Genomic DNA, 23,014 nt, shown 5'->3' on the forward strand with positions numbered 1-23,014 from the left:
CTGTCTTCCTTTACCGCGCCGGCATCGTTGCCCGTCACGAAACTGAGTACCGGGGCGTCGTTAGTGCCGCTGACGGTAACGGTCACCAGCTGAGTATCGATGCCGCCGAGGCCATCGCTGACCTGCACGGTGAACACTTCATTGTGACTCTCGCCAGCCTTCAACGATTGCACGGCACTGGCGACACCGTCGGTGCCATTGGCCAGGGTGTACGTCCACTGGCCGGTGCTGTCCACGGCGATCGAGCCGTAGCTGCCGGTATTGCTACCGACAATGCTCCAACTGGTCGTGGCGTCGTGATCGATGTCGGCCGAACTGAACTGGCCACTCATGCTGAGGGTGCTGTCTTCCTTTACCGCGCCGGCATCATTGCCGGTCGCGAAGCTGAGCACGGGTGCGTCGTTGCTGCCGGTGACGGTGACAGTCACCAGCTGGGTGTCGACACCGCCAAGGCCATCGCTGACCTGCACGGTGAACACTTCATCGTGACTTTCGCCAGCCTTCAATGATTGCACGGCACTGGCGATGCCATCGGTGCCATTGGCCAGGGTGTACGTCCACTGGCCGGTGCTGTCGACGGCGATCGAGCCGTAGGTTCCCGTAGCCGAGCCATTGATGGTCCAACTGGTCGTGGCATCGTGATCGATGTCGGCCGAACTGAACTGGCCGCTGACGCTGAGGGTGCTGTCTTCCTTTACCGCGCCGGCATCGTTGCCCGTCACGAAACTGAGTACCGGGGCGTCGTTAGTGCCGCTGACGGTAACGGTCACCAGCTGAGTGTCGACACCGCCGAGGCCATCGCTGACCTGCACGGTGAACACTTCATTGTGACTCTCGCCCGCCTTCAACGATTGCACGGCACTGGCAACGCCATCGCTGCCATTGGCCAGGGTGTACGTCCACTGGCCGGTGCTGTCCACGGCGATCGAGCCGTAGCTGCCGGTATTGCTACCGACAATGCTCCAACTGGTCGTGGCATCGTGATCGATGTCGGCCGAACTGAACTGGCCACTCATGCTGAGCGTGGTGTCTTCCTTTACCGCGCCGGCATCGTTGCCCGTCACGAAGCTGAGTACGGGTGCGTCATTGGTGCCAGTGAGGGTGATGGTCACAGTCTGCGTCGCCGAAGCAGCATTAGCCGCGCCACTGTTGTCGGTGGCAACCACCGTGTACGAGAAGGTGATGGTTTCACCCGCACCGAGGAAGTCGAGGTTCTGGTTGCTGCTGTAGTCCCAGCTGTTCTGATCGACCGAGAAACCGGCCACCAGTGCCGAAGCCACGCCCGCATTGAGCGTGCCGCCGCTCCAGGCGATGTTGCCGTTGGAGGTGTGCGACACAGTCACCACGTCGATGTTGTCCACATCGGCAAAACTCAGTGCACCGCTGTCGCTCAGCGTGGCGGTGCCATTACCTTCGTTCATTGCGCCGCTGCTGTCGGCGATCGTCAGCGTCGGCCGATCGTTAGTACCGGTGATAGTAATGGTGACGGTCTGCACCGCGCCGTCGCCAATCGCCACGTTATAGGTTTGGGTGACGATCTGGCCTTCGCCGAGGAACTGCAGGGCGGTGTTGTTCACCGCGAAGTTCCAACCCAGCGAACCACTGCCCGTGCCGGTGCTGTCGCTCAGTGGATTAGTGGTGAAACTGCCCAGATAGCCGGAAGCGCCCGGCGTGACGGTGACGCTGTGGGTATCGATCAGGTCGACGTCGGTGAAGGTGATGTTGCCGCTGGCTGCGTAGTCGCCGCTGTCTTCCCCGGCATCGCCGGCTTGTACGCCGCTGGTGATCTGCACCTCGTCGTTGGTGCCGGTGATGGTGATCGTCACATTCTGCGTGGTCGACGAACCATGCCCGTCATTGATGGTGACCACATAGGTTTCAGTAACTGTTTGCCCCTGGGCCAGGGATTGGGCTGCCGCATTATTCAGGGTGTAAGTCCAGTTAACCGTGCCGTCGGCTGCGTTGGCCGCTTCAGTTACTGATGCAAGGGTGAAATTGCCCAGCGCGGTGGCGTTGTCTCCCGCAGCCACGAAAGAAGCGGTATGCGTGTCGCTCAGGTCAACATCGCTAAAGGCAATAGTGCCTGTCGCACTCAGCGAATCGGTCGAGCTCGATGTCGTGGTCGCATCTTCGGTTACTGTGCCGGCCTGCACACCTATGCTCATCGTCACGCTGTCATTCGCACCTGCGAACTGCACCTGCGCAGTGGCCCAGCTGAGCGTGCCGTTGCCGAGACGAATCGCATAGGTAAAGGTGTCCGTCAGAGTCCCTCCACCCGCCAGCGACTGAAGTTGTGCCTTGAAAGCAGTCGACAACGTAGCGGCGTCGTAGCCGATTTTGCCATCCGAGGTAATCCAGATCTTTGCCCCGTTGAAACTGGTGTCAGTACTTGTCGCCTCAATTCTGCCCGTGTCCTGGATCAGGAGGTCGGCCGGCGCATAAATCTTGGTGGCGGTAGAAAGACTGGTCGCGTCATCGAGTGACCACAGTGTCTTTGCGCTGCCGCCGAGGTCATTGGACATGACGTCCAGGTACACGACGCCCAGCAGGTCTTCGGTGATGGCCGCGGTGCTCGTGCCAATAACACCGGTCGTGAATATGTCGTCTTGCGCCTGCGGAGTGTTGGAAAGCGAAGTAACGGTGCCGTCGCTAGTCGTTGTGGTGGTTGCCATGTCTTTCTCCCGGAAATGCCATTTTTTTGTTTTTAGAATCGCTAGGGACTGCTAGCAGGAAGAAGTCCCGTTCTTGCACCGCTCAGGTCGTTCAAGAGTGGTGCGAGGCGGCCGCCGGACATCGCCGGCCTGACGGGCCAGGCGCTGCCGGCAGAGGCGCGCGGGTATTGCGAAGATGGAAAAGTTCGCCGCGCTTGAGGAGCGGATCGCAGGGCAGGTCGGGCGAATGTGAGCCCGAGGCTGGGGCTGCGCTGCACATGGCACGCAATAGACTGAGAGCACCCATGTGGCAGGGACTCCTGAAATAATGGCTGGATGAGGCCGTGTTTTGAGAGAGCACCGACTCAGGGATACGGCCTTTCCTGATATCAGTTTGATGTGTGTTTAGTTGTGGGGGCAGGCTTTGTAAAGGTGTTAACCGCAGCTAACAGTACGACGTGCCAATATTCCGACAGGCGGGTATTTAGGTGTCAATATTATGTCGATTTGTTTTTGGCGAAGAGGACGGGAAAGGGGTTCGGGCACTCGACACTGGCACGGCTCGAATGAGCTGAAACCCAAGTGGGGCATGGTCTGGCTGAATTGTACCGGCCCTGAAACTCCATCAGATCTCAGTATTCAGCTGTTAAAAACGCCCGCCAGGGCATTTGCTTTGGCGGGATTTTTTACACCCGAACCACCCGACGACTTACATGGAGAGCTGTCATGACAGCCAAATGCGCAATTGCACTCTTGCCGCTTCAAGGGAACGCGACTACTGGCCGATAACCCGATCGGCCGTGTGAGTTTCGTCGCTGACGGTCGGCACGTGTGATCACGGAATTGTGCGAAATCGCTTGATAGCCTATGGCCTCCCGCTATCATCTGCGCGCCCGAAAAACGGCCGCGACGCTGAGTTCATCCGTGTAACTGCCTTTAGGTTGTTCTTCTTAACTTGCCTGGAAATCTTCGATGCTGTCGTATCACCAAAAAAGCTTCCTGATCGTCGATGATTTCTCGGATTTCCGCAGTTCCGTCAGGTCCATGCTGCGGGAGCTGGGCGTCAAGGACGTCGACACCGCCGATACCGGTGAACAGGCGCTGCGCATGTGCTCGCAGAAGTCCTACGATTTCATCCTGCAGGATTTCCACCTGGGCGACGGCAAGAAGAACGGTCAGCAGGTACTCGAAGACCTGATGATCGAGAAACTGATCAGCCATGAAAGCGTGTTTGTCATGGTCACTGCCGAAACCAGCCAGGCCATGGTGCTCAGCGCACTGGAGCATGAGCCCGACGCTTACCTGACCAAGCCGTTCAACCGTTCCGGCCTGGCCCAGCGCCTGGAACGGCTGGAGCAGCGCAAAACGTTGCTCAAACCGATCCTGCAAGCCCTTGACCGGGGCAAACCGGTTGAAGTGCTCAATGCCTGCATTGCCCTGTGCAAACAGGACATTCGGTATTCGCCGCTGTGCCTGCGTTACCGCGCCGATGCGTTGCGCGATTTGAACCAGAACGAAGCGCTGGAACGCCTCTATGACGGCATCATTGCCGATCGACCATTGCCATGGGCATTTGCCGGGTTGGGCCAGTTGCTGTTCAAGCGCGGCCAGGTCAGCCAGGCCAAAGGCATTTATGAAAAAGCCCTGAAAGTTTTTCCGATGATGCCGGCCCTCTACGACGGCATGGCCGATGTGCTGGTCGCCGAAGGCGACACCAAGGGGGCGCAGAGAGTCCTGGAAGAGGCTATTCGCCTGTCGCCGCTGGCGGTGCGCCGGCAAGCGTTGCTGGGCAAGCTGGCAATGGCCAACGAGGATTTCGATACCGCTTCCAAAGCCTATCGCCAGGCGGTGGCCCAAGGGGCGCAGTCACGTTTCAAGGATGCGGAAAGCAACCTCGGCCTGGCCCATGCCCTGATTAGCAAAGGCAGCGAAAAGGGCCTGGATACCCGGACCCGTCTTGAAATCAACACAACGCTGAGTGCGGTGGCGAAGGAGAACCCTTCCGACCCCGGCTTGCAGATTCGTGCGCGTCTGATGAAGGCCACCAGCCTGTTGCTCAACGATGCCGAAACCGCCGAGAAGCTCACTGAGCAGGCGATGATGCGCCTCGATGGCATGGAGCAGTTCATGAGCGCCGAAGCGGCGCTGCTGGTGGCCAAGCAGCTGCAAATGTTGGGGCAGGCGAGTGCCGGCGCTTCGATGCTGAAAAACTGTGCGGAAATCTACGGCGACGATCCGACCGTGATGAAAGGCATCGCCAAACTGACTGATGACCCGACCATCCTCAACTCCGGCAACGCGGCCGCCGACCTTAACCGTCAGGGCGTGCGGGTGTACAAAACCGGGAACCTGGTGGAAGCCCGGGATGTATTCCGCAAAGCCCTGGCGTTGCAGCCGAAGAACATCAGTATTGCCCTGAACATGGCGCAGTCGCTGTTGCATGGTACCGACACCAGCGTGCCGTCGGCCGAACTGGAAGAATGTCGGGCCTGCCTGAAAACCGTCGGCCTGATGCCCGATACCGACGCGCGTTATCCGCGCTACCAGAAACTGAAAATCAAGGCGTTCGGCGAATGATCGACAGCGAACCGTCACTCGACTTTTCCACGGTGATTGCCTCCACCGTGCATGACATGAAGAACTCCCTGGCCATGCTGATGCAGGCGCACAGCCAATGGCTGGCGCGCTTGCCCGATCCCGAGCAACACACCCCGGAGCAGGGCGTGATCGACTTCGAGTTCGCCCACCTCAATGGCATGCTGGTGCAGTTGCTGGGGCTGTACAAACTCGGCGTCAACCAGATGCCGTTGCAGCCGGCCTACCATGAGCTGGATGATTTCATTGAGGCGCAACTGGCGGCTCATCAGGAAGTGTTCGCCAGCCGCGGCATTATCGCGAGCTATGAAGTGGACCCGTTGAGCCCACTGGGTTTCTTCGATCGGGAACTGATTGCCTCGGTACTCGCCAACTGCATCAACAATGCCATTCGTTACACCCGCCATGCCTTGTTGATCAGCGTCAGCGATGAGGCCGGGCAACTGGTGCTGACCATCAATGACGATGGTGAGGGTTATCCGCCCGAGATGATCGAGCGTCAGGCCGATTACGTGCAGGGCATCAACCACAGCAGTGGCAGCACCGGCCTGGGCCTGTACTTTGCCGGACGGATTGCCGCCTTGCATCAGCGCAACGGCGTGGGCGGACGCACCGAAATCAGCAATGGCGGCCCCTTGGGCGGCGGCGTGTTCAGCCTGTATCTCCCCTGACAGACACAATCCCCGTAGGAGCTGCCGAAGGCTGCGATTTTTTGATCTTGTGTTTAAAAAGCAAAGTCAAAAGATCGCAGCCTTCGGCGGTTCCTGCACCTTTTTGTTTGACGCTGCTTGATATTCCGAACAGCCGAAGCCTATTTTGTACGGGTCGCCGTTCGCGGCTCGTACAACAACAAGGATTGCGTCATGACAACCGATGGCCATCGTTCACTCGCGCAGCGATTGACGGGCATTGATGAGATTGAATGTGTCACGCCGGACCTGAACGGCGTACCGCGCGGCAAGGTGATGACCGCCGAAGGATTTCTTGAAGGGCGGCGTTTGCAGATGGCGCGGGGAGTGCTGCTGCAATGCATCATGGGCGGTTATCCGCCAGCGCGTTTTTATGGCAGCGATGATGGCGACCTGGCGCTGGTGCCTGATCCCGCGCAGATCCACCGCTTGCCCTGGAGCCAGCAGCCTCGGGCGCTGGCCATTTGTGATGCGGACGAACTGACTGGCGAGAGCTCCCCGTTGTCGACCCGCGGTCAACTCAAGGCCGTGATCGCTCGATACGCCGCTCTTGGTCTGGCGCCGGTGGTGGCGACCGAGCTGGAGTTCTTCGTCTTTGCGCCCAACCCTGACCCGAAGCAACCCTTCCAGCCACCACTGGGCCTGGACGGTCGTCGCGAGGACGGTCATTCGGCGTTCAGCGTCAGTTCCAATAACGGCTTGCGGCCGTTCTTCAATGAAGTCTACGAATGCATGGCGGCGTTGGGCTTGCCGCGCGATACCTTCATGCACGAGATGGGTGTCAGCCAGTTCGAGATCAACCTGCTGCACGGCGATCCGCTACTGTTGGCCGACCAGACCTTGTTGTTCAAGCATCTGCTCAAAGAAGTGGCGCTCAAACATGGGCTGACCGTGGTCTGCATGGCCAAGCCGTTGGCGCACACGCCGGGCAGTTCGATGCATATTCACCAAAGCATCGTCGAGATCGGCACCGGGCGTAACGTGTTCAGCGACAAAGCCGGCGAGCCGACCGCGACCTTCCGTCATTTCATCGGTGGCCAGCAGGCCGGCATGGCGGATTTCACTGCGCTGTTTGCGCCGAACGTGAACTCCTATCAGCGTCTGTGCCATCCTTTCGCATCGCCGAACAATGCCTGCTGGTCCCACGATAATCGCGCGGCCGGATTGCGCATTCCGGCCAGTTCACCGGTCGCTCGTCGGGTCGAAAACCGCTTGCCGGGGGCCGATGCCAATCCGTATCTGGCGATCGCCGCGAGCCTGGCCGCGGGGTTATATGGCATCGAGAACAAACTGGAGCCGAGCGAGCCGATCCAGGGTGAGTTCGTTGTGCCGGATAATCTTTCGTTGCCGTGTACCTTGCATGCCGCTCTTGAACGTCTGAAACGTAGCCAATTGGCGAAGGAACTGTTCGGCAAGGAGTTCATCGAAGGCTACATCGCTTCGAAGACCATGGAGTTGACCAGCTTCTTTGATGAAATTACTCCCTGGGAACGGCGTGTTCTAGCAGCCCAGGCCTGACGACCCGTCGCCGTCGGGCTATCGTTTGTCGATAGCCCGATACTCACTGCAAGGAGCCGCTCGGAACGCCGATGCGCCAAATCTTGAAATCTTTTCGGGGGCTTTATTTCGCCTCGCTGATGATGTTGATCGGCTCGGGCCTGTTGAGTACTTACCTTGCCCTGCGCCTGGCGGCCGATAAAGTCGATAGCCTGTGGGTCGGTGCGTTGATGGCGGCCAACTATTTCGGCCTGGTGCTGGGCGGCAAGATCGGCCATCGGCTGATTGCCCGGGTCGGGCATATTCGAGCTTATTCAGCCTGCGCCGGGATCGTCGGCGCGGCAGTGCTGGGCCATGGCTTGGTGGACTGGCTGCCCGCGTGGCTGTTCCTGCGGGTGATCGTCGGCCTGGGCATGATGTGCCAGTACATGGTGATCGAAAGCTGGCTCAATGAGCAGGCAGAAGCCAATAAGCGTGGCGTGGTGTTCAGCGGCTACATGATCGCTTCGTACCTGGGGCTGGTGCTGGGTCAGCTGATTCTGGTCATGCACCCGGGCCTGGGCCTGGAACTGCTGATGCTGGTCGCACTGTGTTTCGCCCTTTGCCTGGTACCGGTGGCCCTGACGCGGCGGATTCACCCGGCGCCTTTGCACCCGGCGCCGATGGAACCACGCTTCTTCATCAAGCGCGTGCCACAGTCGTTGAGCACGGTGTTGGGGTCGGGTTTGATCGTCGGTTCATTCTACGGTCTGGCGCCGCTGTATGCCTCGCAGCAAGGGCTGTCCACCGAACAGGTCGGTCTGTTCATGGGTAGCTGCATTTTTGCAGGCCTGGTGGTGCAGTGGCCGTTGGGGTGGCTGTCGGACCGCTATGACCGGGCGCTGTTGATCCGCTGTTTCGCGTTTAGCCTGGCGCTGGCTGCGTTGCCGCTGGCGATCATGCGGCAGGTGCCGCTGGAGGTGCTGTTCATTGCCGGGTTCCTCTGCTCGTTGGTGCAGTTCTGCCTGTACCCGTTGGCGGTGGCGTTCTCCAACGACCACGTCGAGGGTGATCGTCGGGTGTCGCTGACGGCGATGCTGCTGGTGACTTATGGTGTCGGCGCGAGTATCGGACCGTTGGTAGCCGGGGTGTTGATGAAGCTGTTCGGCAGTCAGATGCTCTATGCCTTCTTCAGCTTCTTTGCGCTGGTGCTGGTGTGGCGAATTCGCCCCAAAGCGGTCACCAACCTGCATCAGGTGGACGATGCTCCGCTGCATCACGTAGCCATGCCGGACAGTATGTCGAGCTCGCCATTGGTCGCTTGCCTGGACCCGCGAGTCGATGAACAGGTAGTGCAGGATCAGATGCAGAACCCTGTCAACCCGGAGGCTGATTTCAATCCGGATGCAGAACCCGAATCAGCGCCTGAAACGGATTCGGAGCCCGAAGACCCTGACACAGGTCGCGAGCAAAGCTTTACCGAAGCAAGGCCTTGATCAAGGCATAAAAAAACGGGCAGTCACCGCAAGGGACTGCCCGTTTTTTATGGGCGTGGCGTATCAGAAGTCGTCTTTATCGAAACGCCGTGCTTCGCGCTGAAGCTGATAGACGAACCGCTCGACCTGGCGCTGCACCAGGCCGCTCATGTTGTGAAAACGCACGCCGGCGAAGGTGGTGTTGATCTTTTCTTCGAAGTGCAGGTAACGCAGTTCGACCGGTGCCGTCATGCTGCCGAAGGGCAGGGCAGCGACGAAGCGGTCGTAGACCTGGCCCAGTTGCAGGCTGGCGGTGATGTCGCCCTCGAAGCGCAATTTGCAGCCGGTGGCGGAGATGTCCAGCAGTTTGCCGCTGATGGCCGATTTGAGTTTGTCGCCACCCAGATCGACGTTGACCAGCTGCGCCAGCTTCAACGCGGCGCGGAAAGCATTGCGGCGCTGGTGATAAACCACCTCATCGGGCAGCGCGCCACGGTAGCAGCGGCCATCGCCGGAGTCGTCGATGGTCAGCGGGCCATTGCTTTCCCAGGCGATGCGTACGCCGTCGTGGAAGCCTTCGACCTTGAACGGTTCGCCGGCCAGCAGAAAACGTTCGCCATCGCGCGGAATCATTTCGTCCAGGGCGATCATGTTGCTGTCACGGTCGATGTCCACCAGATAACTCTGGAAGCGCTGGCTGCGCTCATGGAACGTGATGATCAGCGGGTCATGGCTGTCTTGCAGCTGACGCAGATTGCCGGAGATTTCCAGGGGCGTAGTGAGCACCTTGGGTGGCTGCGGAGCATCTTCCGCGTTTAAGGCATTGAACACGGGGCATCAATCTCCAGACAAATATGACTACTGGCTAGCATTCTGCCAGCATGTTTCGCGTCTTGATAGAGCGTGCTCATTGAAAGGCTCAAGCCTGACTGAGCGGGCGTGGCTTTGCGAGCCTGGAGGTTGAACCGCGGGCATCATAGAGCGCTGGCGGCTCGCCGCCGGTGAGGATTTTCAGCTGGTTGGCCGTGGCGGCCTGCTGCACCAGAATCGACTGGCCATTGTTAACGTTGGCGGCCTGGCACTGGGCCAGGAGGTCGGTCAGCACGTCGCTCTGTGCCAGCAACTGATCGCCAATGCTCGAATGGCTGGCAAGTTGCTCCAGGCCTTGGCGATTGGTCGGCAGGTTGAGGCTGGCGAGGATTTCACTGCGCTTGCGGCCATGCTGCTCAAGCAAAATGATCAATGCCTGTTTCTGCGCCAGAATCTCTTCGAGCAGTGGCATGTCGCGACCGTGCAGCGCGAGGGACTCGGTTTGCAGCAGCTCCAGCAAGTGTTGCGCCGGGGCAAAGTCGTCGATGATCAGTTGCAGTAAATTAGTGTCGTGCATGGCTGGCCTTGGGTTTTAAGCGTCCAAAAGCCTGGCGCGGCCGTGGCCTAGCGCTGGGCTTCGAAGTTGAGCAGTTTGCTGGCTACACGGTTGCTGTCGACTTTATAGCTGCCATCGGCAATCGCTGCTTTCAACTCGGCCACGCGGGCGTTGTCGACGGCAGGCTGATCGCGCAGCTTGTCAGTGACCTTCTGCAACTGTTGAGCCTCATTGCTGAGGTGTACCGACTCCCCGCTTTTGGTGGTACTGGCCTGTTCGGCCGGGGTATTCAGCGGTGCGGATTGGCCGGCTTCGGCGGTTTCCTTCGCGGCGCTGGTACGTGTACTGCCCGTAAGTGACGAGGAGCTGTTTAAACGACTGAAATCGATGACCATGACAAAAAACCTCTGGGTATTTGGACGCTTGCCATGTTTTCGGCTCTTCTTGTGAAAACTTTAGGCCCATTTATCAATGAGCGTGCATGCGCCAGCGTGTGTCCTGCATGCGGCACAGTTTAGGCAACAGCCCAGTGGCGCGCCATCTCTTCACAAACTACGTGGCCGCTCACATAGAAACTTCCACCTGCCCGGGCGCGGTGACTTGCGCCTTGATAACCCGCTGGGAGTTAAGGTTTTTCACGCGAATCTGTTCGCTCATGCCGCCATTGGACAGCGCTTCACCCGGCATACGTACACTGAGCGTACCACTGCGGGCGGTAATCACCACCTGATCGCCCTTGCGAATGACTTCCGCCTGTTCGAGATGCACCAAGGTAATCACCTGATCAGCGACCATTGGTCGGGTCAGTTTTTGTCCGATCGCTTGATCGACGGAAGTCAGAAAACCCTGATTTATCAGGCTGATATCGCGCTCTCGCAGGGTCACGTCCTGAGGCTCGATAATCCCTGTGCGCTTGAGCGGACGGGTGGTGGTCACGATGTCGCGAAACAGCCGTACTTGAGCGGGTACGAAGACTGTCCAGGGGGAGGTGCCGTCGCAGCGAACCTTGACCGTAACCCGGCCCAGAGGCCTCGCGGGGCTCTCGAGGGTGGCTGTCAATTCCTTGTCGCACATAGGCATGCGCAGGCGCGGATCGAGCTGGTTGACCTCGATTTCGTAGCGTCCTTGCGTTTGACTGGTGGCCAGATAGTCTTCTACGGTGAATTCAAGAAAGCCCTGAGTGACGCCGATAAGCATGTCAGGCAAGGTAACCGCGTCAGCAAGGGCAGGGCTGCCAGCGTTGAACAGGCAAACGGCCGACATCGCGCAGAGCAATCTGCGGCAGGCTGATGTCAGGTGTCGGAAAAATGTCGGTTCTGTGTTCATAAGAGTTAAAAAGCAAGCGCCGTGCCGTTTAGTGAAGAATGTGCGTCGCAACACACTTAGCGTTGGTGTAGGAGTCTGGGCATGGCTGGTGTAATGGATTCGGTGAACCAGCGCACGCAACTGGTGGGGCAGAATCGCCTTGAGCTGTTGTTGTTCCGTCTCGACGGCCAGCAGCTGTATGGGATCAACGTGTTCAAGGTTCGTGAGGTGCTGCAATGCCCCAAACTGACCCTGATGCCCAAGTCCAGTCCTGTCGTGTGCGGTGTGGCGAATATTCGGGGGGCGACCATTCCGATTCTGGATCTGGCGATGGCGACCGGTTCCGGAGCGCTGAAAGATCAAAGCAATCCCTTCGTGATCATCACGGAGTACAACACCAAGACTCAGGGTTTCCTGGTTCGATCAGTAGAGCGCATCGTCAACATGAACTGGGAGGAGATTCATCCGCCACCCAAGGGCACCGGGCGCGATCATTACTTGACGGCGGTGACTCGGGTCGACAATCAGTTAGTCGAAATCATCGACGTCGAGAAGGTGCTGGCGGAAGTGTCACCGACACCGGAAGCGATTTCGGTGGGCGTGGTGGATGTCGATACTCAGCACAAGGCGTTGTCCTTGCGCGTGCTAACGGTCGACGACTCATCGGTGGCGCGTAAGCAGGTGACCCGTTGCCTGCAAACCGTCGGCGTCGAAGTGGTGGCGTTGAACGACGGTCGGCAAGCGCTGGATTACCTGCGCAAGCTGGTCGATGAGGGCAAGAAGCCGGAAGAAGAGTTCCTGATGATGATCTCCGACATCGAGATGCCGGAGATGGACGGGTACACCCTGACGGCCGAAATCCGCAGTGATCCGCGCATGCAAAAGCTGCATATCATCCTGCACACTTCGTTGTCGGGTGTGTTCAATCAGGCGATGGTCAAGAAGGTCGGTGCCGATGACTTTCTGGCCAAATTCCGTCCTGATGACCTGGCATCCCGGGTAGTCGACCGGATCAAAGCAGCAGATAACAGCTAGGGGCCTTCTGTCCCTGGCGGTCAACACGATTTAAGAGGCGGCATCTTTGTCTACGGGTAATTTGGATTTTGAACAGTTCCGGGTATTCCTGGAAAAAGCCTGTGGCATTTTGCTCGGTGAAAACAAGCAATACCTGGTCTCGAGCCGTCTCAACAAACTGATGGAACAGCAGGGCATCAAATCTCTGGGTGAGCTGGTTCAGCGCATCCAGACTCAGCCGCGCAGTGGTTTGCGCGAGATGGTGGTGGATGCCATGACCACCAACGAAACCTTGTGGTTTCGTGACACCTATCCGTTTGAAGTCTTGAAGAACAAGGTCTTGCCTGCAGCGATCAAGGCAAGCCCCGGCCAGCGCCTGCGGATCTGGTCGGCGGCGTGTTCGTCGGGTCAGGAACCGTATTCTCTGTCGATGTCCATCGATGAGTTCGAACGGGTCAACATGGGCCAGTTGAAGATGGGCGTGCAGATCGTTGCCACTGACCTGTCCGGCACCATGCTGACCAACTGCAAGACCGGCGAGTACGACAGCCTGGCCATCGGCCGCGGTCTGTCGCCCGAGCGCCTTCAGCGTTACTTCGACCCGAAAGGGCCGGGACGTTGGGCGATCAAGGCGCCGATCAAGAGTCGGGTGGAATTTCGCTCGTTCAACCTGCTGGACAGCTATGCGAGCCTGGGCAAGTTTGACATCGTGTTCTGCCGCAACGTGCTGATCTACTTCTCCGCCGAGGTGAAGAAAGACATCCTGTTGCGCATCCACAGCACGCTGAAGCCGGGCGGTTATCTGTTCCTTGGCGCGTCCGAGGCGCTGAACGGTTTGCCGGACCATTACCAGATGGTCCAGTGCAGCCCGGGGATCATTTATCAGGCGAAGTGATTCGTTGACGGCATAAAAAAACGGGAGTCCTCAGGGGGCTCCCGTTTTTTTATGCCCGTAATTATCTCTCAAAATCACCACAACCCCTGTGGGAGCGGGCTGTGGCGAGGGGGCTTGCCCCCGTTGGGCTGCGAAGCAGACCTAAAATCTCTGATGTAGCCAAAATCCTATGAGTGCTACGCACTCAAACGGGGGCAAGCCCCCTCGCCACAGTCAGCTCCCACAAGGGGGCAGTTGTTGTTCTGGCGATGGTGATAAGCGGCAGAAAAGCGGCAGGCGGCGGAAATCGGTTGCCGCTTTTCTGGCATTGCCGGCTTGCCACCGCGCGCAAAGCCCCGGTTTACGGGCTTTTTTGAATTGGCACGCCGCTTGCTATGTCCATGTTACGAAAAATCAGGTCACCCGAAGGTTTCCCGACATGAGCATCAGCTTCGATAAAGCGCTCGGTATCCATGAACAAGCCCTGGGCTTCCGCGCTCAGCGTGCCGAAGTCCTGGCCAACAACATCGCCAACGCCGACACCCCGAACTACAAGGCTCGGGATCTGGATTTCTCGAAAGTGCTCGCCGAGCAAAACGAGAAAACCAAAAACGGCAAGTTCGCCTTGAACATGACCAACAGCCGTCACATCGAAGCTGAAGGCATGGGCAATGGCGACGAGTCGCTGATGTATCGCACGCCGATGCAACCGTCGATCGACCAGAACACCGTGGACGCCCAACTGGAACAGTCGAACTACGCGGAAAACGCGGTTAACTTCCAGGCCAGCTTCACCCTGCTCAACAGTAAATTCAAAGGGCTGGTATCAGCCCTGCGTGGAGAGTAAGTCATGTCCCTTGCCAGTGTTTTCAACATTGCCGGTAGCGGCATGAGTGCCCAGACCACTCGTCTGAACACCGTCGCCTCGAACATCGCCAACGCCGAGACCGTCTCGTCGAGCATCGACCAGACCTACCGTGCCCGCCACCCGGTATTCGCCACCATGTTCCAGGGCGGCCAGAGCGGCGGCAGCGATTCGCTGTTCCAGAACCAGGACGCTGCCGGTCAAGGCGTGCAAGTGCTGGGCGTGGTCGAAGACCAGAGCAACCTTGAAGCGCGCTACGAGCCGAACCATCCGGCTGCTGATGGCAAGGGCTACGTCTATTACCCGAACGTCAATGTCGTCGAAGAAATGGCCGACATGATTTCCGCGAGCCGTTCGTTCCAGACCAACGCCGAAATGATGAATACCGCCAAAACCATGATGCAGAAGGTCCTGACCCTCGGTCAGTGATAAGGGGCGATTCGTATGAGCGTTATCAGCGATGTTCTGGCCAACTCTTCGGTCCAGACCACTACCACCAAAGACAGCCTGACCTCGGCCGCTACCGGCGGCCAGGCATTGGGCAAGGACGCGTTCCTGCAACTGTTGGTGACTCAGCTGAAAAACCAGAACCCGCTCGATCCTCAGGATAACAGCGAGTTCGTGGCACAGTTGGCGCAGTTCAGTAGCCTGGAAGGTATCACCACGCTGAACGATACGGTCAGCGGCCTTGCCAGCAGCTACAGCTCCTCGCAAGCCTTGCAGGCTTCTTCGCTGGTGGGGCGCTCCGTCATTGCGCAGACCGACAAAACCATGGTCGACACCTCCAAGAGCCTTAACGGTACCGTCGTGGTGCCAACCTCGGTTGCCGCTGCCACCGTCAAGATCACCAACTCGGAAGGCAAGACCATCCGTACGCTCGAGTTGGGCAGTCAAAGTGCCGGTAACGCCAGTTTTATCTGGGACGGCAAGGACGATGCTGGCGCGGTGGCACCGGCGGGTACTTACACCTTCGGCGCAACGGCCACCATCGACAGCAAGGCGACATCGCTGATTACTTATCTGCCAGCGACCGTTAACAGCGTGACCATCAGCCAGACCGGCGGTGAGTTGATGCTGAACCTAGCAGGCATGGGCAGCGTTGCCCTGTCCAAAGTACAAACCATTGGTATATAGAGCCGACTAACACGGCACAAGGAGTGGAATATGTCTTTCAATATCGGCCTTAGCGGTCTCTATGCAGCCAACAAACAACTGGACGTGACCGGCAACAACATCGCCAACGTCGCGACCACCGGTTTCAAATCCTCCCGTGCAGAATTCGAAGACGTGTACTCGGCCACTCGCCTGGGTACCGGCAGCAAGACCGTCGGCAACGGCGTGCGTCTGGCCAACGTTTCCCAGCAGTTCGGCCAGGGCGACGTGAACAACACCGGCAACGTGCTGGACATGGGCATCCAGGGCAACGGCTTCTTCATCCTCAGCGACAACGGCTCCCTGAGCTACACCCGTGCCGGTGCGTTCAAGACTGATGCTGAAAACTATGTGGTCGATAACAACGGCAACCGTTTGCAGGGTTATGGCGTTGATGCCAACGGCAAGATCATCAACGGTGTGTTGACTGACTTGAAGATTGATACGTCGAGCCTCAAGCCAAACCCGACCACCAAGGTCGATCAGACGATGAACCTGAATTCGGCGGAAACATTACCGACCGTGGCCACGTTCAGCCCGACCGATACCAACAGCTATAACAAGACCATTTCCACCAAGGTCTACGATAGCCAGGGTAACGAGCACACCATGGATCAGTACTACGTGAAAACGGGTACCAACGCCTGGCGTGTCCACACCTACATGGATGGTCGTTCCCCGGCCAACCCCGCTACCACGCCACCAGTGGCGATTACCGCCGACATCACTTTCAACTCCGATGGCAGCATCAATGCGCTGACGGCGGGTGCTGGCTGGACCCAGACCGGCAACACGTTGACAATGACCGGTTGGGTGCCAGGTACCATTACCAACGCCGCGACGACTCCTGTGACCTGGGGCCCGAACGGTTCCGTCGCTGCCACTGGCGGTATCGCGTTCAACATGGCGCTGACCACTTCTTACAACTCGCCAACCGCTCGTACCGCCCAGTTCCAGGATGGTTACGCCACCGGCCAGATCTCCAGCCTGACGATCGACGCCACCGGCGTCATGACCGCCAACTTCAGCAACCAGCAAACCAAGGCGATCGGCCAGGTTGCAGTCGCCAGCTTCGCTAACGAGCAAGGCTTGCAACCGATCGGTGGTACCCGCTGGAAAGAAACCTTCGCCTCGGGCGTGGCGGGTGTCGATGCGCCGACAACCGGCACTCTGGGTTCGGTCGTGTCCAACTCCCTGGAAGAGTCCAACGTCAACCTGACCAACGAATTGGTCGAGCTGATCAAAGCCCAGAGCAACTACCAGGCAAACGCCAAGACCATCTCCACCCAGAGCACCATCATGCAGACCATCATTCAGATGACCTGATGTTGGTGAGCGAATAGCGTTTCACAAAGAGCCCCTCGCAAGAGGGGCTTTTTTGTGGGTGGTAGATACAGATCGCAGCCTCGCTTCGCTCGACAGCTCCTACATTGACATGCGATCCCTATAGGAGTTGTCGAGCGAAGCGAGGCTGCGATCTTTTGACTTAAAGCAGGCAAAAGAAAACCCCCGACAAGCCAGAGGCTCATCGGGGGTTATCGAGGTAAGCGCCTTTCAGCGCTCACCGGCTCAGCTTATTGGCAAGCTTCGCAATCCGGCTCGTCGATGGCGCACGCCTTCGGCACTGGAGCAGGGCCGGCAGGAGCTGCCAGGACCGAGTCGTCACCGTGGTTGCCGCCGCTGGAAACAGCGTTCAGCTTACCGGTGTTGATGGTCGACTTCTCGGTGCTGGTCGCGGCCAGGGCACGGAGGTAGTAGGTGGTTTTCAGACCACGGTACCAGGCCATGCGGTAGGTCACGTCCAGCTTCTTGCCCGAAGCGCCGGCGATGTACAGGTTCAGCGATTGGGCCTGATCGATCCACTTCTGACGACGGCTTGCCGCGTCAACGATCCACTTGGTGTCCACTTCGAACGCAGTTGCATAGAGCTCTTTGAGTTCTTGCGGGATGCGCTCGATCTGCTGCACCGAACCGTCGTAGTACTTCAGGTCGTTGATCATGACCGAGTCCCACAGACCGCGAGCCTTCAGGTCGCGAACCAGGTACGGGTTGATCACGGTGAATTCGCCCGACAGGTTCGATTTCACGTAGAGGTTCTGGTAGGTCGGTTCGATCGACTGCGACACGCCAGTGATGTTGGCGATGGTCGCGGTCGGTGCGATGGCCATGATGTTGGAGTTACGAATGCCTTTCTGCACACGGGCGCGAACCGGTGCCCAGTCCAGGGATTCGTTCAGGTCAACGTCGATGTACTTCTGGCCACGTTGCTCGATCAGGATCTGTTGCGAATCCAGCGGCAGGATGCCTTTGGACCACAGCGAACCCTGGAACGTCTCGTAGGCGCCGCGCTCATCGGCCAGGTCGCAGGAGGCCTGGATCGCGTAGTAGCTGACCGCTTCCATCGACTTGTCGGCGAACTCGACGGCAGCGTCGGAACCGTAAGGGATGTGCTGCAGGTACAAAGCGTCCTGGAAGCCCATGATGCCCAGACCGACCGGACGGTGCTTGAAGTTGGAGTTCTTCGCTTGTGGCACCGAGTAGTAGTTGATGTCGATAACGTTATCGAGCATGCGAACAGCGGTGTTCACGGTGCGTTCCAGCTTGGCTGTGTCCAGCTTGCCGTTGGTGATGTGGTTCGGCAGGTTGATCGAACCCAGGTTGCAAACGGCGATCTCGTCCTTGTTGGTGTTCAAGGTGATCTCGGTGCACAGGTTCGAGCTGTGAACCACGCCCACGTGCTGCTGCGGGCTGCGCAGGTTGCACGGGTCTTTGAAGGTCAGCCATGGGTGGCCGGTTTCAAACAGCATGGACAGCATTTTGCGCCACAGGTCTTTGGCCTGAATGGTCTTGAACAGCTTGATCTTGCCCGGGTACTGGGACAGGGCTTCGTAGTACTCGTAACGCTCTTCGAAAGCCTTGCCGGTCAGGTCGTGCAGATCCGGCACTTCGGATGGCGAGAACAGGGTCCACGGGCCGTCATCGAAGACACGCTTCATGAACAGGTCAGGGATCCAGTTGGCAGTGTTCATGTCGTGGGTACGACGACGGTCATCACCGGTGTTCTTACGGAGTTCGATGAACTCCTCGATGTCCATGTGCCAGGTTTCCAGGTAGGCACACACAGCGCCTTTGCGCTTGCCACCCTGGTTAACGGCGACGGCGGTGTCGTTCACTACTTTCAGGAACGGTACAACGCCCTGGGATTTGCCGTTGGTGCCCTTGATGTACGAGCCCAGCGCACGAACCGGCGTCCAGTCATTACCCAGGCCGCCAGCGAATTTCGACAGCATGGCGTTGTCGTGGATCGCGTGGTAGATGCCCGACAGGTCATCCGGCACGGTGGTCAGGTAGCAGCTCGACAGCTGTGGACGCAGGGTGCCGGCGTTGAACAGGGTCGGGGTCGACGACATGTAGTCGAAGGACGACAACAGGTTGTAGAACTCGATCGCACGGTCTTCTTTGTTCTTTTCTTCGATTGCCAGGCCCATGGCCACGCGCATGAAGAAAATCTGCGGCAGTTCGAAACGCACGCCATCCTTGTGGATGAAGTAACGGTCGTACAGGGTTTGCAGGCCCAGGTACGTGAACTGCTGATCGCGCTCGTGGTTGATTGCCTTGCCGAGTTTTTCCAGGTCGAAGGACGCCAGAACCGGGTTCAGCAATTCGAATTCGATACCTTTGGCGATGTACGCCGGCAGAGCCTTGGCGTACAGATCGACCATTTCGTGGTGAGTCGCGCTCTCGGCGACGCCCAGGAAATTCAGGCCTTCGGCACGCAGGGTGTCCATCAGCAGGCGGGCGGTCACGAACGAGTAGTTCGGCTCACGCTCGACCAGCGTACGGGCGGTCATCACCAGAGCAGTGTTGACGTCGGTCAGGGCCACGCCGTCGTACAGGTTCTTCAGGGTTTCGCGCTGGATCAGGTCGCCGTCGACTTCTTCCAGACCTTCGCACGCTTCAGTGACGATGGTGTTCAGACGACCCATGTCCAGAGGTGCAAGGCTGCCATCGGCGCGGGTGATGCGGATCGACGGGTGAGCCTGTACCGCGTCCTCGGCAGGGGCGCGTACAGCGCGTTCCTTGGAACGGGCGTCGCGGTAGATCACGTAGTCGCGGGCAACTTTCTGCTCGCCGGCACGCATCAGGGCCAGTTCGACCTGGTCCTGGATTTCTTCGATGTGGATGGTGCCGCCCGATGGCATGCGACGCTTGAAGGTGGCGGTGACTTGTTCGGTCAGGCGGGCAACGGTGTCGTGGATGCGCGACGAAGCGGCAGCGGTGCCGCCTTCAACTGCAAGAAACGCTTTGGTGATGGCGACGGTGATTTTGTCATCGGTGTAAGGAACGACAGTCCCGTTTCGCTTGATCACGCGCAGTTGGCCAGGCGCGGTGGCGGACAGATCCGAATTCGAATCGGCGGCCTGCGGCAAGGTGCCCTGCGGGTTCTCGCGAGTTGTGTCGGTTTGCATGGGGGGTTGTCTCCACATTCTCTATGTTTGTTTGGGCACCATCACGGTGCCCACCGTTCTGTCCTGAAGCACTACAACCGACGTGGCGTCGGGCATAACAACTTCGGGACAGTAGGAAAAGGCTAATGATGCCGCTTCCTTGCCGAAGTCTTTGGCCGCGAGCCAGGGCTCGAAACCGGATTCCTTTCTGGGGTGCCAGTTTTGACTGCAACACCCGTACCGTTCTGGCTGTTCTGGCCTGAAAAAACGGTGCCATCCGCGCATGCGGTTTGGGCTTGTAAAATCGTGCTTGGTTCAACCATAAACAGGCAATAAAGCGCTTGAGTTTCTGGTCTGAAATGTGGTTGGGCTTTTAAGCTAAAACCCTACATGTAGGGTTTTTTTAGCGCCGAGGTACAAGATAATGCGTTTTTGAGGGTGTTGCAACGTACTACCTGTGGATAAACCTGTGCGTAAATTGTGTGTGAAAGGTGGAACGAGCGTGTAGGCCGCGACCTAGCTGGAGCGGACCGTTTTTCACTGATTTTCAGCGATTGAAATCAGTCATTCGGATTTTTAAGGGCGCGAACCCTATCACAAAAAACCGCTGGGTCCGAACGCATTTACCCGCTTGTGTTCCAGACGTGCGCCGTTTATACAATCGGCCAATGCAGATGCATTCTTATCCTCCCCAATCATTACAAAAAGACGGGCGGATCCTTCCTTTTAAAGTGATGTTGGCAAGCAGAGGTCACCGTGGAGCAAGAAGTCTGGCAGGTATTGATTGTCGAGGACGACCAGCGTCTGGCCGAACTGACCCGCGACTACCTCGAAGCCAATGGCCTGCGCGTCTCGATTGAGGGCAACGGCGCCCTTGCCGCGGCACGCATCATCAAGGAGAAACCGGACCTGGTAATCCTCGACCTGATGCTCCCTGGTGAAGACGGCTTGAGCATTTGCCGCAAGGTTCGCGACAAGTATGACGGCCCGATCCTGATGCTCACCGCACGCACCGATGACACCGATCAGATCCTCGGCCTCGACCTCGGCGCTGATGACTACGTCTGCAAACCGGTTCGCCCACGCCTGCTGCTGGCGCGCATCCAGGCCTTGTTGCGGCGTAGCGAAGCGCCTGAAGCAGCCCCGGAAAAACAGCGGCGTCTGCAGTTCGGCCCGTTGGTGGTGGACAACGCGTTGCGCGAGGCCTGGCTGCATGACAAAGGCATCGAGTTGACCAGCGCCGAGTTCGATTTGCTCTGGCTACTGGTGGCCAACGCCGGGCGTATTCTGTCTCGCGAAGAAATATTCACCGCGCTGCGCGGTATCGGTTATGACGGCCAGGACCGTTCCATCGACGTGCGCATCTCACGCATCCGCCCGAAGATCGGCGATGACCCGGAGCATCCGCGGCTGATCAAAACCATCCGCAGCAAAGGCTATCTGTTCGTTCCCGAAGCCTGCGCAGACTTGTCGCTGTGAACTCGATCTTCCTGCGCATTTATGGCGGTATGTGCGCGGCGCTGATTCTGGTGGCCGTGCTCGGCGTGCTGGCCTTACACCTGCTTAACCAGGTGCGCAGCGAGCAATACCGCGAGCGTCTGGCCCACGGCACGTTCTCGTTGATGGCCGACAACCTGCAACCGATGAACGAAACCGAGCGTCACCGGGCCTTGCTGGTGTGGGAGCGCTTGCTCGGGATTCCGTTGGCGCTGAAGACATTCCCCCAGACCGACCTCGACCTGACCCAGCGCACCCGCGTGCTGCGCGGTCAGGCACTGGTGGAGCAGACCGGCCCGCACGCGGCAAAGGTTTACCGCTTGGTCAGCGACAAGGAACAACTGGTGCTCACCGGGGAAGTCCAGCAGATCAGCGAGCAACTGGCGCGAGCGACCATTTACCTGTTGGCCGATGAACTGGTGCGCTACCCGGTGGCCGAGCAGCCCAAGCGTCTGGCGCAGTTAAAGGAAGAGAAGGGTTTCGGCTTTGATCTGCGGCTGGTCACGATCGATCAGGCCGACATGGACGAAGATCAGAGCCGCCGCGTATCCGAAGGCGACACGGTGATGGCGCTGGGCAAGGGCGGCGATTCCATTCGGGTGTTTGCCGGCATGGTCGGTACGCCGTGGGTACTGGAAATCGGACCGCTGTATCAAATGAATCCTTACCCGCCCGAGTGGCTGGTGCTGATTGCGGCCCTTGGCCTGAGCCTTATCGGTTTGATCGTCTATCTGTTGGTGCGTCAACTGGAGCGCCGTTTGCGCGGGCTGGAAGCCGCTGCCACGCGCATCGCCAAGGGCAGCCTGGAAACCCGCGTGCCGGCACGCGGCGCGGACTCGGTGGGGCGTCTGGCTTCGGCGTTCAACGGCATGGCCGAGCACTTGCAGCAATTGTTGGCGATTCAGCGAGAACTGGTGCGCGCCGTGTCCCATGAACTGCGCACGCCGGTGGCGCGTTTGCGTTTTGGCCTGGAGATGATCGGCTCGGCCACCACGCCTGAGGCGCTGGAAAAATACCGCGAAGGGATGGACCACGACATCGAGGACCTCGATCGGCTGGTCGACGAGATGCTCACCTATGCGCGGCTGGAGCAGGGTTCGCCGGCGCTGAATTTTCAGCGGATCGATCTGGATGCGTTGGTCAATCAGGTGATCGAAGAACTGGCGCCGTTGCGCGCCGAGGTCACGGTGCAGCGCGGTTTGTGCCTGTCGGCCGCTGATTGCGACGACGCCTGGGTCGAGGCCGAGCCACGCTACCTGCACCGGGCGTTGCAGAACCTGGTGAGCAATGCCATGCGCCACGCCCACTCACGGGTGACCGTCAGTTATCAGGTTGGGCAGCAGCGCTGTCGGGTGGATGTCGAGGATGACGGGCCGGGCGTGCCGGAAACGGCGTGGGAGAAAATCTTCACCCCGTTCCTGCGCCTCGATGACAGCCGCACTCGCGCTTCGGGCGGGCATGGGTTGGGGTTATCGATTGTGCGGCGAATCATCCATTGGCATGACGGGCGAGCATTGATCGGCAAAAGCAAAAGCCTGGGCGGGGCCTGTTTCAGTTTGAGCTGGCCGAGGAATCAGGAGCGGCGGTGAGATTGTAAGTGTATTTGA

Annotated in this window: 18 protein-coding genes; 12 read left to right on the plus strand and 6 right to left on the minus strand. The window is 58.8% G+C overall.

Going from position 1 to position 23,014, the window contains the following annotated elements; genetic code table 11:
* The coding region (locus ACZ9IM_RS26850; protein WP_476225438.1) for a beta strand repeat-containing protein at positions 1 to 2,672 on the minus strand (2,672 nt) is incomplete at its 3' end.
* Between the two features lie 951 nt (positions 2,673 to 3,623).
* On the opposite strand from ACZ9IM_RS26850, the gene ACZ9IM_RS26855 reads away from it, so the two are divergent.
* The 4 genes from ACZ9IM_RS26855 (at position 3,624) to ACZ9IM_RS26870 (ending at position 8,907) form a co-directional block, all read left to right on the plus strand.
* Positions 3,624 to 5,228, plus strand: a complete 1,605-nt coding sequence (locus ACZ9IM_RS26855) for a tetratricopeptide repeat-containing response regulator (RefSeq protein WP_008071807.1) — start codon at positions 3,624 to 3,626, stop codon at positions 5,226 to 5,228.
* Positions 5,225 to 5,917, plus strand: coding sequence for a sensor histidine kinase (locus ACZ9IM_RS26860; protein ID WP_427625952.1), 693 nt, complete (start codon positions 5,225 to 5,227; stop codon positions 5,915 to 5,917). The genes ACZ9IM_RS26855 and ACZ9IM_RS26860 overlap by 4 nt, the downstream gene beginning before the upstream one ends.
* Before the next feature lie 294 nt (positions 5,918 to 6,211).
* Positions 6,212 to 7,453: a glutamine synthetase family protein gene (locus tag ACZ9IM_RS26865; protein WP_427625994.1), complete on the plus strand. Its 1,242-nt coding sequence runs from the start codon at positions 6,212 to 6,214 to the stop codon at positions 7,451 to 7,453.
* A gap of 71 nt (positions 7,454 to 7,524) precedes the next feature.
* Positions 7,525 to 8,907: an MFS transporter gene (locus ACZ9IM_RS26870; RefSeq protein ID WP_008071802.1), complete on the plus strand. Its 1,383-nt coding sequence runs from the start codon at positions 7,525 to 7,527 to the stop codon at positions 8,905 to 8,907.
* Between the two features lie 63 nt (positions 8,908 to 8,970).
* On the opposite strand, the gene ACZ9IM_RS26875 is transcribed toward ACZ9IM_RS26870, so the two are convergent.
* The 4 genes from ACZ9IM_RS26875 to flgA all read right to left on the minus strand — a co-directional run bounded on the left by ACZ9IM_RS26875 (position 8,971) and on the right by flgA (position 11,578).
* The gene (locus ACZ9IM_RS26875; RefSeq protein WP_008071799.1) at positions 8,971 to 9,717 is read right to left on the minus strand and encodes a flagellar brake protein; all 747 of its coding nucleotides are present in this window, start codon (positions 9,715 to 9,717) and stop codon (positions 8,971 to 8,973) included.
* A gap of 88 nt (positions 9,718 to 9,805) precedes the next feature.
* Positions 9,806 to 10,273, minus strand: a complete 468-nt coding sequence (locus ACZ9IM_RS26880; protein ID WP_427625953.1) for a flagella synthesis protein FlgN — start codon at positions 10,271 to 10,273, stop codon at positions 9,806 to 9,808.
* A gap of 47 nt (positions 10,274 to 10,320) precedes the next feature.
* The gene (flgM, locus tag ACZ9IM_RS26885; RefSeq protein WP_123495850.1) at positions 10,321 to 10,647 is read right to left on the minus strand and encodes a flagellar biosynthesis anti-sigma factor FlgM; all 327 of its coding nucleotides are present in this window, start codon (positions 10,645 to 10,647) and stop codon (positions 10,321 to 10,323) included.
* Positions 10,648 to 10,816: 169 nt separating this feature from the next.
* Entirely contained in the window at positions 10,817 to 11,578 is a 762-nt protein-coding gene (flgA, locus tag ACZ9IM_RS26890) for a flagellar basal body P-ring formation chaperone FlgA (protein ID WP_427625954.1), read from the minus strand.
* 81 nt (positions 11,579 to 11,659) lie between these two features.
* Between flgA and ACZ9IM_RS26895 the strand changes: the two genes are divergently transcribed.
* The 6 genes from ACZ9IM_RS26895 to flgE all read left to right on the plus strand — a co-directional run bounded on the left by ACZ9IM_RS26895 (position 11,660) and on the right by flgE (position 16,788).
* Positions 11,660 to 12,592 (plus strand): chemotaxis protein CheV, encoded by a 933-nt coding sequence (locus ACZ9IM_RS26895; protein WP_063342844.1) that lies wholly within the window; start codon positions 11,660 to 11,662, stop codon positions 12,590 to 12,592.
* A 46-nt stretch (positions 12,593 to 12,638) separates the two neighbouring features.
* On the plus strand, positions 12,639 to 13,466 hold the full coding sequence (gene cheR, locus ACZ9IM_RS26900; RefSeq protein ID WP_008071786.1) for a protein-glutamate O-methyltransferase CheR: 828 nt from the start codon (positions 12,639 to 12,641) through the stop codon (positions 13,464 to 13,466).
* A gap of 418 nt (positions 13,467 to 13,884) precedes the next feature.
* The gene (gene flgB / locus ACZ9IM_RS26905) at positions 13,885 to 14,292 is read left to right on the plus strand and encodes a flagellar basal body rod protein FlgB (RefSeq protein ID WP_095634357.1); all 408 of its coding nucleotides are present in this window, start codon (positions 13,885 to 13,887) and stop codon (positions 14,290 to 14,292) included.
* 3 nt (positions 14,293 to 14,295) lie between these two features.
* Positions 14,296 to 14,739, plus strand: a complete 444-nt coding sequence (gene flgC / locus ACZ9IM_RS26910) for a flagellar basal body rod protein FlgC (RefSeq protein ID WP_008071781.1) — start codon at positions 14,296 to 14,298, stop codon at positions 14,737 to 14,739.
* A gap of 15 nt (positions 14,740 to 14,754) precedes the next feature.
* Positions 14,755 to 15,444, plus strand: coding sequence for a flagellar hook assembly protein FlgD (gene flgD / locus ACZ9IM_RS26915; RefSeq protein ID WP_427625956.1), 690 nt, complete (start codon positions 14,755 to 14,757; stop codon positions 15,442 to 15,444).
* Between the two features lie 30 nt (positions 15,445 to 15,474).
* Positions 15,475 to 16,788, plus strand: a complete 1,314-nt coding sequence (flgE, locus tag ACZ9IM_RS26920) for a flagellar hook protein FlgE (RefSeq protein WP_476225441.1) — start codon at positions 15,475 to 15,477, stop codon at positions 16,786 to 16,788.
* A 248-nt stretch (positions 16,789 to 17,036) separates the two neighbouring features.
* Here the strand turns inward: flgE and ACZ9IM_RS26925 are convergent, their stop codons facing one another.
* Positions 17,037 to 19,931 carry a ribonucleoside-diphosphate reductase subunit alpha gene (locus ACZ9IM_RS26925; RefSeq protein WP_123495860.1) on the minus strand — a complete coding sequence of 965 codons (2,895 nt, stop codon included), beginning with the start codon at positions 19,929 to 19,931 and terminating at the stop codon, positions 17,037 to 17,039.
* Positions 19,932 to 20,666: 735 nt separating this feature from the next.
* Between ACZ9IM_RS26925 and ACZ9IM_RS26930 the strand changes: the two genes are divergently transcribed.
* Both ACZ9IM_RS26930 and ACZ9IM_RS26935 read left to right on the plus strand, forming a co-directional pair.
* Positions 20,667 to 21,389, plus strand: a complete 723-nt coding sequence (locus ACZ9IM_RS26930; RefSeq protein ID WP_427625958.1) for a response regulator — start codon at positions 20,667 to 20,669, stop codon at positions 21,387 to 21,389.
* Positions 21,386 to 22,996, plus strand: a complete 1,611-nt coding sequence (locus ACZ9IM_RS26935) for an ATP-binding protein (protein WP_008071764.1) — start codon at positions 21,386 to 21,388, stop codon at positions 22,994 to 22,996. The genes ACZ9IM_RS26930 and ACZ9IM_RS26935 overlap by 4 nt, the downstream gene beginning before the upstream one ends.
* Positions 22,997 to 23,014 lie beyond the last annotated feature (18 nt).

This window comes from Pseudomonas sp. TE12508 (assembly GCF_056279485.1).

Excerpts from the sequence above, each read along its gene's own strand:
- ACZ9IM_RS26855 (WP_008071807.1), top strand. The coding sequence starts at position 3,624 with ATGCTGTCGTATCACCAAAAAAGCTTCCTGATCGTCGATGATTTCTCG.
- ACZ9IM_RS26860 (WP_427625952.1), top strand. The coding sequence starts at position 5,225 with ATGATCGACAGCGAACCGTCACTCGACTTTTCCACGGTGATTGCCTCC.
- ACZ9IM_RS26865 (WP_427625994.1), top strand. The coding sequence starts at position 6,212 with ATGACCGCCGAAGGATTTCTTGAAGGGCGGCGTTTGCAGATGGCGCGG.
- ACZ9IM_RS26870 (WP_008071802.1), top strand. The coding sequence starts at position 7,525 with ATGCGCCAAATCTTGAAATCTTTTCGGGGGCTTTATTTCGCCTCGCTG.
- ACZ9IM_RS26880 (WP_427625953.1), bottom strand. The coding sequence starts at position 10,273 with ATGCACGACACTAATTTACTGCAACTGATCATCGACGACTTTGCCCCG.
- flgM (WP_123495850.1), bottom strand. The coding sequence starts at position 10,647 with ATGGTCATCGATTTCAGTCGTTTAAACAGCTCCTCGTCACTTACGGGC.
- flgA (WP_427625954.1), bottom strand. The coding sequence starts at position 11,578 with ATGAACACAGAACCGACATTTTTCCGACACCTGACATCAGCCTGCCGC.
- ACZ9IM_RS26895 (WP_063342844.1), top strand. The coding sequence starts at position 11,660 with ATGGCTGGTGTAATGGATTCGGTGAACCAGCGCACGCAACTGGTGGGG.
- flgB (WP_095634357.1), top strand. The coding sequence starts at position 13,885 with ATGAGCATCAGCTTCGATAAAGCGCTCGGTATCCATGAACAAGCCCTG.
- flgC (WP_008071781.1), top strand. The coding sequence starts at position 14,296 with ATGTCCCTTGCCAGTGTTTTCAACATTGCCGGTAGCGGCATGAGTGCC.
- flgD (WP_427625956.1), top strand. The coding sequence starts at position 14,755 with ATGAGCGTTATCAGCGATGTTCTGGCCAACTCTTCGGTCCAGACCACT.
- flgE (WP_476225441.1), top strand. The coding sequence starts at position 15,475 with ATGTCTTTCAATATCGGCCTTAGCGGTCTCTATGCAGCCAACAAACAA.
- ACZ9IM_RS26925 (WP_123495860.1), bottom strand. The coding sequence starts at position 19,931 with ATGCAAACCGACACAACTCGCGAGAACCCGCAGGGCACCTTGCCGCAG.